Source organism: Streptomyces fuscigenes (assembly GCF_021556455.1).
Classification (GTDB): Bacteria; Actinomycetota; Actinomycetes; order Streptomycetales; family Streptomycetaceae; genus Streptomyces; species Streptomyces fuscigenes.
On sequence record NZ_JAKGCV010000232.1, the window covers coordinates 1 to 8,828 of the forward strand.

The 8,828-nt window shown below is 73.1% G+C and carries 7 protein-coding genes; 4 read left to right on the forward strand and 3 right to left on the reverse strand.

Annotation, left to right across the window (positions count from 1 at the left end; genetic code table 11):
* A partial coding sequence (locus L1885_RS18295) for an ALF repeat-containing protein (protein WP_235798207.1) occupies window positions 1-969 on the reverse strand: 969 nt, incomplete at its 3' end.
* Window positions 970-1,543: 574 nt separating this feature from the next.
* Between L1885_RS18295 and L1885_RS18300 the strand changes: the two genes are divergently transcribed.
* Entirely contained in the window at window positions 1,544-2,056 is a 513-nt protein-coding gene (locus L1885_RS18300; protein WP_372481970.1) for a hypothetical protein, read from the forward strand.
* A gap of 76 nt (window positions 2,057-2,132) precedes the next feature.
* A complete protein-coding gene (locus L1885_RS18305; protein ID WP_372481971.1) occupies window positions 2,133-4,349 on the forward strand; it encodes a trypsin-like serine protease in 2,217 nt (738 codons plus the stop codon).
* A gap of 114 nt (window positions 4,350-4,463) precedes the next feature.
* Here L1885_RS18305 and L1885_RS18310 read toward each other — a convergent pair whose 3' ends face one another.
* Window positions 4,464-5,780, reverse strand: coding sequence for an ABC transporter substrate-binding protein (locus tag L1885_RS18310; protein WP_268984228.1), 1,317 nt, complete (start codon window positions 5,778-5,780; stop codon window positions 4,464-4,466).
* A gap of 184 nt (window positions 5,781-5,964) precedes the next feature.
* Here L1885_RS18310 and L1885_RS18315 point away from each other — a divergent pair, with 184 nt between their 5' ends.
* Together L1885_RS18315 and purU are read left to right on the forward strand one after the other, a co-directional pair.
* Window positions 5,965-6,411 carry an SCO4402 family protein gene (locus L1885_RS18315; RefSeq protein ID WP_235798213.1) on the forward strand — a complete coding sequence of 149 codons (447 nt, stop codon included), beginning with the start codon at window positions 5,965-5,967 and terminating at the stop codon, window positions 6,409-6,411.
* 183 nt (window positions 6,412-6,594) lie between these two features.
* Complete coding sequence (purU, locus tag L1885_RS18320; protein ID WP_235798209.1) at window positions 6,595-7,539, forward strand: formyltetrahydrofolate deformylase; 945 nt, start codon at window positions 6,595-6,597, stop codon at window positions 7,537-7,539.
* Between the two features lie 127 nt (window positions 7,540-7,666).
* Here purU and L1885_RS18325 read toward each other — a convergent pair.
* Window positions 7,667-8,828 (reverse strand): maleylpyruvate isomerase N-terminal domain-containing protein (locus tag L1885_RS18325; RefSeq protein ID WP_235798210.1); only part of this gene is annotated, 1,162 nt, incomplete at its 5' end.

An 8,828-nucleotide genomic window follows, 5' to 3' on the forward strand; every position in this document is an offset into this window, starting at 1 on the left:
CGCGGCGCGGCTCGACGCGGCCTGGGCGGTGCGGGACGCGGCTATCGCGGTGTTGGCGGCGCCCGCGGCACCGCGTGCGGCGTTCGCGGCCGCGTTGGCGGCAGCCGCGGACCTGGCGACGTCCTGCTGTGCGGCGGCCGCCTCCGCCGCAGCCTTCTGGGCGGCGGCCTTGGCCTCGGCGGCGGCCTTCTTCGCCTGGTCGGAGGCCGTGACGGCCTGCTCCGTCCGAAGCTTCGCCTGCTGCCCCTCCCGCTCCACGATCGCGACCAGCTGGTCGATCGTCGCGGACTCCTCGTCGCGGGCGCGCGCGATGTACTGCCCGGAGAAGAGGAACTGGTGGATGGCGTCGGGCGAACCGTCGTCCAGGGCGCGCTGGGCGTACGTGGCCACCTCGGGCGACGCGGTCGACAGCATCGTGAAGACCTGGAGCCGCTCGTCCTGGGCCAGCGCCGTGTACTGGGTGTCCGTCAGGAACGTGCGCAGGGACTTCAGCGTGTTCGTCGTCAGCGCGTCGTTCGCCGCGCTCTGGACGGCGGTGCCGCTGTTGTTGAGGACTGTGAAGACGGAGAGCCGCAGGTCGCTCGTGACGGGTGTCGCGTAGCCCTCGGCCAGGAAGTCGGCGATCGCGCTGTCCCCCGCGGCCAGCGCCGTGGTCGCCGCGTCCTGGGTCGAGGGGCCCGCGTAGGGCAGGGCGGAGATGACGGCGAAGCGGTTGTCGGTCGCCTTGGCCGTGGGCAGTTCGCCGGTGAGGAAGGTGGACACGGCGGCCGGCGAGGCGACGAGCGCCGCGGCGGCGGCCGCGCGGACCGACTGCCCGCCGCTGCGGTAGGCCCACACGGCCCGGCCCCGGTCGGTGTCCGGCAGGCCCGGTCCCGTGTCCCCGTCGCCGCTCCCCTCGGCCCGGGCGGGCGTGGCGAGCAGGGTGGCGAACGTGGGCAGGGCGGGAACGGCCGCTCCCGCGGCGATCATTTTGAGCAACGTGCGTCTGTCCCACAAAGGTGCTGACAAGGGTGTCCCTTTCCATGCGAATACGGCGGCGCGGACACGCGCAACGGCGCCTCTTCGTCTGCCGGGATAAGGGCTGGGCGCCGTTTCGCATCAGACCATACCGACGGCTCGCAGGGTCGGGAAGGAGGAATTCTTGGAGCGCAGGGGGATCCTCCCGAATTACCGTCACATGGCGGGTTATTGAACGTTTATTTACTCTTCACCGATCCTCCACAGGTGGACTTAACGTTTCCGGCAGGTGACATTGAGCACAACGAACTCCGGCCACTTTGGCGCCTTTGCCCCTAATTATTTGACTGGACAGGGTGGGAACTGTGGAGCTTTGATGCATCGTCAAGCCGTGAATGCCGGGGGGCGCGGCGCTCTCATTCGCAAGCTCCGAATTTCACGCTGCCGCCGGTGCGAAAAATGCCGGGGGCTCATGGTCATGCCCGTTTGCCGGCGCATGCATTGCTGGTCAATTTCAACGTGAAACGACCCTTGGGGTGCTGCAGTGAGAAAACGTGACAGAAATACGCCGGGGCCGAGGCGTCTCGTGGTGCGCACACTGGGCGCCGCGCTGGCCGCCGGCGCCCTCGCCTGGCTCGGAATCGCGGGCGGGGCGGCCGACGGCGCGGGCGCGGTGTCCGCGCACGCCGGCGGGGCGTCTGTCGCACCCGCCGCGGACGACGCTCCCGGTTACGCGGTGGAGGACTTCAACTATCCGAACGCGGACAAGATCCTCGCCGAGAAGCACATCACCCTCAAGCGGGGCGACGGCCACATCACGCTCGCCGACTGCGCCGACGGCACCGGCCAGCTCCAGTTCTACTCACTGAAGAACAACGAGGTGTGCTTCGACGTCAAGGGCCAGTCCGGCTGGCTGACCCTGGAGGTCCCCTCGGTCTACGGCGTGGGCAGCAACGACTACACGACCCAGGTCGACATGACCACGGGCGACGACCAGCAGACCTTCGACGTCGCCAAGAACACCTTCGTCCCCATCGGGCAGAGCGCGGACCCGCAGGGCCGCGACTTCACCCTCGTGGAGATCAGGTCGACCAAGTGACCTGCGAGGACGGCACGTCGAGCCGTATCCGGCACCTCTTCACCATCCGCAGGCCGCTCGCCCCGGGAGTCGTGGCATGAAACACAGCACACACAGCAGACGCATGCGCTTCGGCGCCGCGGCGACCGCCCTGGCCGCCGCGTCGATCGCGCTGGGCACGGCGCCCGCGTCCGCGGTGACCGGGGACCCGGTCGCCGGCACCACGTACAGCTACAGCGCACAGGTCGTCGTCGGCGACCACGACCGGGGCTGCTCGGCCGCCCTGGTCGACCCCGAGTGGCTGCTGACCGCGGCCAGTTGCTTCGCCGACGACCCGGCCGCGAGCCTCGCGGTGCCCGCGGGCAAGCCGAAGCTCCACACGACCGCCACGATCGGGCGCACCGACCTGAGTGGCACGGCCGGAGCGGTGCGCGACGTCGTGCAGCTCGTGCCGCGCACCGACCGGGACGTCGTCCTGGCCCGGCTGAACCGGCCGGTCACCAATGTCGCCCCCGTCGCCCTCGCGGGCAGCGCGCCGAGTGCCGGCGAGAAGCTGCAGTTCGCCGGGTACGGGCGCACCAAGACCGAATGGGCGCCGCTGGCGCTGCACTCGGGCACGCTCTCGGTGGACGCGGCCGCCGCGACCACCGCCGCCGTCACCGGCCAGGACGGCGCGGCCGCGTGCATGGGCGACACCGGGGGTCCGGTGGTCCGCACGACCGGCGCAGGTCCCGAGCTTGCGGCCCTCACCAGCCAGTCCTACCAGGGCGGTTGCTTCGGCATCGACCCGGCCGAGACCCGCACGGGCGGTGTCGTGGCACGCGTCGACGACCTGGGGTCGTGGGTGACGAGCACGGTGGGCGCGAGCCGCATCACGGACTTCAACTGCGACGGCACCGAGGACGTCGCCGTGGCCGACCCGAAGGCGACCGTCGGCGGTGTCACGGGCGCGGGCCTCGTGCGGATCGTCTACGGCGGCGGCAAGGGCACCGACGAGATCAACCAGGATCTCGACTGGGTCCCCGGCGCGGGCGAGAAGGACGACTGGTTCGGCGAGGCGATCGCGACCGTCGACTACAACGAGGACGGCTGCACCGACCTCGTCGTCGGCACGCCCTCGGAGGACCTGGGCGGCGCCGCCGACGCGGGCATGGTCGACATCCTGTACGGAGCCCCCGCGGGCCTCGGCACGGGAACCGTCAAGAACGCCCACTTCGAGCAGGGTTCGGGCACCGGCTCCATCAAGGCGGGCACCAGCGAGGCCGGCGACCGCATGGGCCAGGCCCTCGCCGCCGGCACCACCGCCGCGGGCGACCCCTACCTGGTGATCGGCGTGCCCGGCGAGTCCGTCGGCACCGTCGCCGGAGCGGGCGACGTCTACTACGTGCACGACGGCACCAGCGTCGCGATCGACCAGGACACCCCGGGCGTGCCCGGCGGCGTGGAGGCGGGTGACGCCTTCGGCAGCGCGATCGCCGCCGACGCCAACCACATCGCCGTCTCCGCGCCCCACGACGCCATCGGCACGGACGTGGACGCGGGCAACCTCCAGGTCTTCGACCAGAAGCTGACGAGCGACGGCTTCCCGACCCCGCTGTTCGGCCTCGACCAGGACGACGACGCGGTCTCCGGAGCCTCGGAGCCGGGCGACCTGTTCGGCGCCTCGCTGGCCATGGTCCCGTACCGGACCTCGTCCGAGGCCGCGGCCACCGACTCCGTCCTGGTGGCGGGCTCGCCCGGCGAGGACCTCACGATCGACGGCGTGAACAAGGCCGACGCCGGCATGGTCAACACCTTCGACCTTACGGCCGCCGGCTCGTTCACACAGCTCAACTGGTACTCGCAGGGCCCCGGGGACGACGACGTGTCCGGCACGTCCGAGGCGGGCGACCACTTCGGCCAGAACGTGGCCGCCGTGAACACCGCACCGCGCGAGGTGGGCACCGCCGACACGCTGAAGATGGCCGTCGGCTCACCGGACGAGGCGATCGGCACCACGGTGAGCGCGGGCGCGATCAGCACCTTCTCGCTCCTGGGCACCCCGGGCGCGCACGACAAGTGGATCGAGTCCGGCGACGGTGACGGCATCCCCGGAGCCTCCGCCGCCAAGCAGTACCTCGGGGTGAGCCTGCACTACACCGGCACCGCCCTCCAGGTCGGCATGCCGTACGGCCCGAGCACCTACGGGGCCGTGTACTCCCTGCCGATGTCCAACGTCACCGCGGGGGGCGCCACCGCGGCGGTCACCGCGTACGAGCCCGGCAAGGGCGGCCTCCCGGCCGCCGGCGAGCGCTTCGGGTACGTGGTCCGGTAGGCGGCCGCCGGGCAGCCGCCCGCCGGACCCGCCGGGCCGCGGCAGACGGCGCGCCGGCCCGCCGCACGGGGGCGACCCCGGGCGGCGGGCCTTCGCCGGGCACGGGCGCCGTCGTCACTGCGGCGGCAGGTTCGATCCCACGAGGGTCCTGCCCACGTTCACGAACCCCTTCTTCTGCGCCACCAGCCGGCCGTCGCGCACCACCTGGTACGTCACGTCCGGGTTGACGATCCGGGGGAAGCCCGGCGCGCCCAGCATGTCCTGGTAGCGCCAGCGCAGCGGCGGGGTGAGGCCGCCCGTGGTGACCGTCGCGCCGTGGTCGAGGGCGTCGATGATGCTCCCCGAGTCGACCTTCCCGCCCTTGACGGACGAGACGATCTGGGCGAGCGCCGTGTACGCGATCCAGGTCGTCTGCACGCCCGCGTTGTCGGCGTCGATCGAATCGTCCTCGAAGGCCTCCTTGTTGATGACCTTCTTCATCGCGTTCCACGCCGGATCGGCGGAGTCGGGGTACCAGCCCGTCACGATCGCGTTCTCGAAGAGGCCGTCGGCGCCGCCGGACGCGTCGATCAGCGGCTGGTCGACGCTGCCGACCACCGACGAGACGCGCACGTCGCGGCCGTCGTCGCTCAGGCGCCGGAAGGAGTCGAAGAACGTGGACGTGTGGTCGCCGAGCTGGGCGGTGACGCACCCGCCGTCGCCCGCGTCGTCGCGCGCCTGCCCGGCCTCCTGCGCGTAGCCGGTCGCGTCCTCCGGCGCGCGGACGTCCGTCGCGCGGTGCTCGTGCCGGGTCGCGAGCCCGGTGTCGAGCAACTGGGCGAGCGTGTCGCCGGCGCTGGTGTCGGGCCGTACGAGCGCGGTGTGCGCGCAGTCGGAGTCGGCGAGCTGCTGGCCGTTGCCCGCCAGGAGCGTCGCCTGGCCGCCGTTGACGGGGTAGGAGCGGTAGCTGGTGAACTCCTGGGTGCTGAGGCCGAACCCGCCTATGTAGGGAATCGACGCGGCCTCCAGCGGAGCCATGAACTGCTGGCCCCACTGGCTGTACGAGCCGACGACCGCGTCGACCTTCTTCGCCACGGCCTCCCGGGCGCAGGCGGCGGCGCCGGCCGGAGTGTTGCGCTCGTTGCACGTGAGGACGTCGAGGCGGTGCCCGGCCAGGCCGCCGTTGGAGTCGGCCCAACGGGCGTAGGCCTTGGCCATGGCGGGCATCCCGGGCATGTTGGTCGCGTTCGTGCCGACCGGGGCCCAGGTCATGACCGTGATGTCCGAGGAGCCTTGCGCGTCGCCGGGCAGCACCCCGCAGCCCGCGAGCACGGACACGCTCACGGCTGTGGCGCCCAGGGCCCGCAGGGTCGCCGCGCGCACGCGCACGCGGCGGGGCCGAGGGAGCCGGGAGAGCCGAGGAAGGGGGACGAAAGGCGACCGACCGCTCATTGTGTGCACGCTTCCGGCAGCCGGGGAACGGTACTCGGGAGGGGGCTGCACGTGGGGTGGCCGGAAGATGAACAGCCGGAGGTGGATCGTGGGATTCCGTGCGGAAGATACGGTCGACGTACGATCGACGACCGTGCAGCAAGCTTCAGAGAACTCTTCCCGTCGTGCCCGTCGCTCCTCCACCATGGGCGGCATGCCCTTGAATGACATGCCGTGGTGGCGCTGGCGCAGCAACGTGCGCTCCGCGCTGCACATGCTTTCCGATCCGGTCTTCCACCAGGAGTGCTGGCTCGCGGGCCGCGAGGGGTACGGCGACGTCACCGACGCCGTCTACCGTCTGGTCGAGGACACCTGGCTGGACAACTGGTCCGCGGAGAAGTACGTCGGCACGATCTTCCGCGACTCCGCCGAGTCCGCCCTCGTGGACGTCGCCGTGCTGCGGGTGCTGAGGATCATGCACCAGGTGGGCCCCGACGCCCAGGTCTCCGTGTACATGGAGCACCACGGCTGGCCCGAGGCGGTGCGGGCCGCCCGCGAGGCGCACGTCCTGCTCGCCACGAACGACGGGGACGACCCGGACACGCCCCCGAAGTCCCTGGACGTGCTGCAGATCATCACGCGCTCCGCCTGACGGCCCCCGGCCCGGCGCGGGCGGGCGCCCCGGCGCGGGAGGCGGCCCGAGCAGCCGCGCACCGGGCCGCGGACGCGCGCGGCCCCGCGAACCGCCGCCCCCGCGCGGGCCCGTACCGGGCGGGCCGGCCGGTCCGTGGACACGCACGGGCTCCGGGAGTGCGTCTGTGGGATCCTCCGGGGTATGAACGAGCCGACCGCGGCAGCCGCCGCCGAAGCGGGCCGCAGCGGCGCCCCGCGCGAGGAGTACGTGCTCACGCTGGCCTGCCCCGACAAGCAGGGGATCGTGCACGCCGTCTCCAGCTACCTCTTCATGACCGGCTGCAACATCGAGGACAGCCGCCAGTTCGGCGACCGCGACACCGGCCTGTTCTTCATGCGGGTGCACTTCTCGGCGGAGGCCGTCCGGCCGGACGCCGCCGCGGACGGGCCGGGCGCCGCCGGGGCCGTCTCGGTGGAGAAGCTGCGGGCGAGCTTCGCCGCGATCGGCGACGCGTTCCGGATGGACTGGGGGATCCACCGGGCCGACGCGCGGATGCGGATCGTGCTCATGGTCAGCCGGTTCGGGCACTGCCTCAACGACCTGCTGTTCCGGGCGAGCATCGGCGCGCTGCCCGTCGACATCGCCGCCGTCGTCTCCAACCACCGCGACTTCGAGAACCTCGCCGCCTCCTACGACGTGCCCTTCCACCACATCCCGGTCACCAAGGACACCAAGGCCGGGGCCGAGCGCCGGCTGCTCGACCTGGTGGCGGAGCAGGACGTCGAACTCGTCGTGCTGGCCCGGTACATGCAGGTCATCTCCGACGACCTGTGCAAGCAGCTGAACGGCCGGATCATCAACATCCACCACTCGTTCCTGCCGAGCTTCAAGGGCGCGCGGCCCTACCACCAGGCCCACGCCCGGGGCGTGAAGCTCATCGGGGCGACCGCGCACTACGTGACGGCGGAGCTGGACGAGGGCCCGATCATCGAGCAGGAGGTGGAGCGCGTCGGCCACGAGGTCACCCCGGAGCAGCTGGTCGCGGTCGGCCGGGACGTCGAGTGCCGGGCGCTGGCGCGGGCCGTGACCTGGCACGCGGAGCACCGGATCCTGCTCAACGGTTCGCGGACGGTCGTCTTCGCCTGAGCGGGCGCCGGCCGGGGGCTCCCGGCGGTGCCGGCGCGGCTCCCGGCGGCGCCCGGGGCGGCTTCCGGCGCCGCCCCGCCCACGCGAGAGCGCGGGGCAGCCTCCGGCGCCCGGAACGCCCCGGGGCTCACATGCGGCTGAGCCCGGCGGCCGCCTGGAGCACCTCGTGCACGGCTCCGAGGTCGCCGCTCTGCCCCGCCGCCGCCTCCCCGGGTTCGACGCGCCCGGCCACCAGCCGGCAGAACTCCAGGTCCTCCAGCACGACGTGCCCCACGGCGCGCTCCTCGGAGCCGAGCGCGGCCGGCGAGTCCAGCGGTATGTACCAGTCGCCGCCCCCGTCGCCCTCGACCTCCAGGTGCAGCGAGCGCCCCGGGCGGCCCGCGGCGACCAGTTCGCCGGCGGGGGCCGCGAGACCGCGCCGCCTGCGGCGCGCGAGCACGCCCGGCAGCAGCCGCGCGGCGAGGTCGACCATCTCGTGCCGGTGCGGGCCGCCCGGTGCCTCGTAGGGGTACGCGACCGCGTCGGCGATGTCCGCGCCGTGCATCCAGCACTCGAAGGCCCGCTCGACGAGCGCGTCGCGCAGCGGCAGGACGTACGCCCCGTACGACACGTCCACACCCGTGACGCCGCCAGGGGCGGAGGAGACGCGCCTGATCACCGCGTGGTTCTGCGCCCGCCAGGGGGCGTGCACGGCCCGCGTCGGCGGCGCGGCGGCGCCCCAGAACCGCTCGGTGCGCTCGTCCGGCGCGAGGGGCGCGGCGGGAAACAGCGGGTCCTCCAGCCCGAGCGCCACGCCGACCAGCCCGTCCACGACCATCAGGTGCCCGACCACGCCCGCGACCGTGGTGCGCCGGGACGCGGCCTTCCCGCCCTCGAACCAGCGCAGCCGCACCGGCGTGTGCCACTCGGGCTCCGGGATGTCCCGCAGCAGCGCGTCGAGCCGTGCCGTCTCGGCGTCGTACGGGCGGGCCCAGTCGGGCACGGGCGTGCGGGCGGGACGGCGCTCCAGGCAGTCCCGCAGCACCGCGGAGCGCAGGAGCGGGTCGAGGTCGAGGCTGCGCTCCGTCTGGAGCAGGCCCACCGCCTCACGCAGCGCCCGCGCCTCCGCCGCGCAGCCCTCGCACACGCTCAGGTGCGCCTCGACGTACGCGCTCTCCTCGGGCGAGCACGCCGCCAGCGCCCAGGCGCCGAGCAGCGACATCAGCACGCCGTGGGACGGTCCGGGCAGGACGGGACCCGGCCCGGCGCTCCCGGCGCGCGTGCCGGCGCGGTCCGCGGCCGCGTAGGCC

Excerpts from the sequence above, each read along its gene's own strand:
- L1885_RS18310 (WP_268984228.1), bottom strand. The coding sequence starts at position 5,780 with ATGAGCGGTCGGTCGCCTTTCGTCCCCCTTCCTCGGCTCTCCCGGCTC.
- L1885_RS18315 (WP_235798213.1), top strand. The coding sequence starts at position 5,965 with ATGGGCGGCATGCCCTTGAATGACATGCCGTGGTGGCGCTGGCGCAGC.
- purU (WP_235798209.1), top strand. The coding sequence starts at position 6,595 with ATGAACGAGCCGACCGCGGCAGCCGCCGCCGAAGCGGGCCGCAGCGGC.
- L1885_RS18305 (WP_372481971.1), top strand. The coding sequence starts at position 2,133 with ATGAAACACAGCACACACAGCAGACGCATGCGCTTCGGCGCCGCGGCG.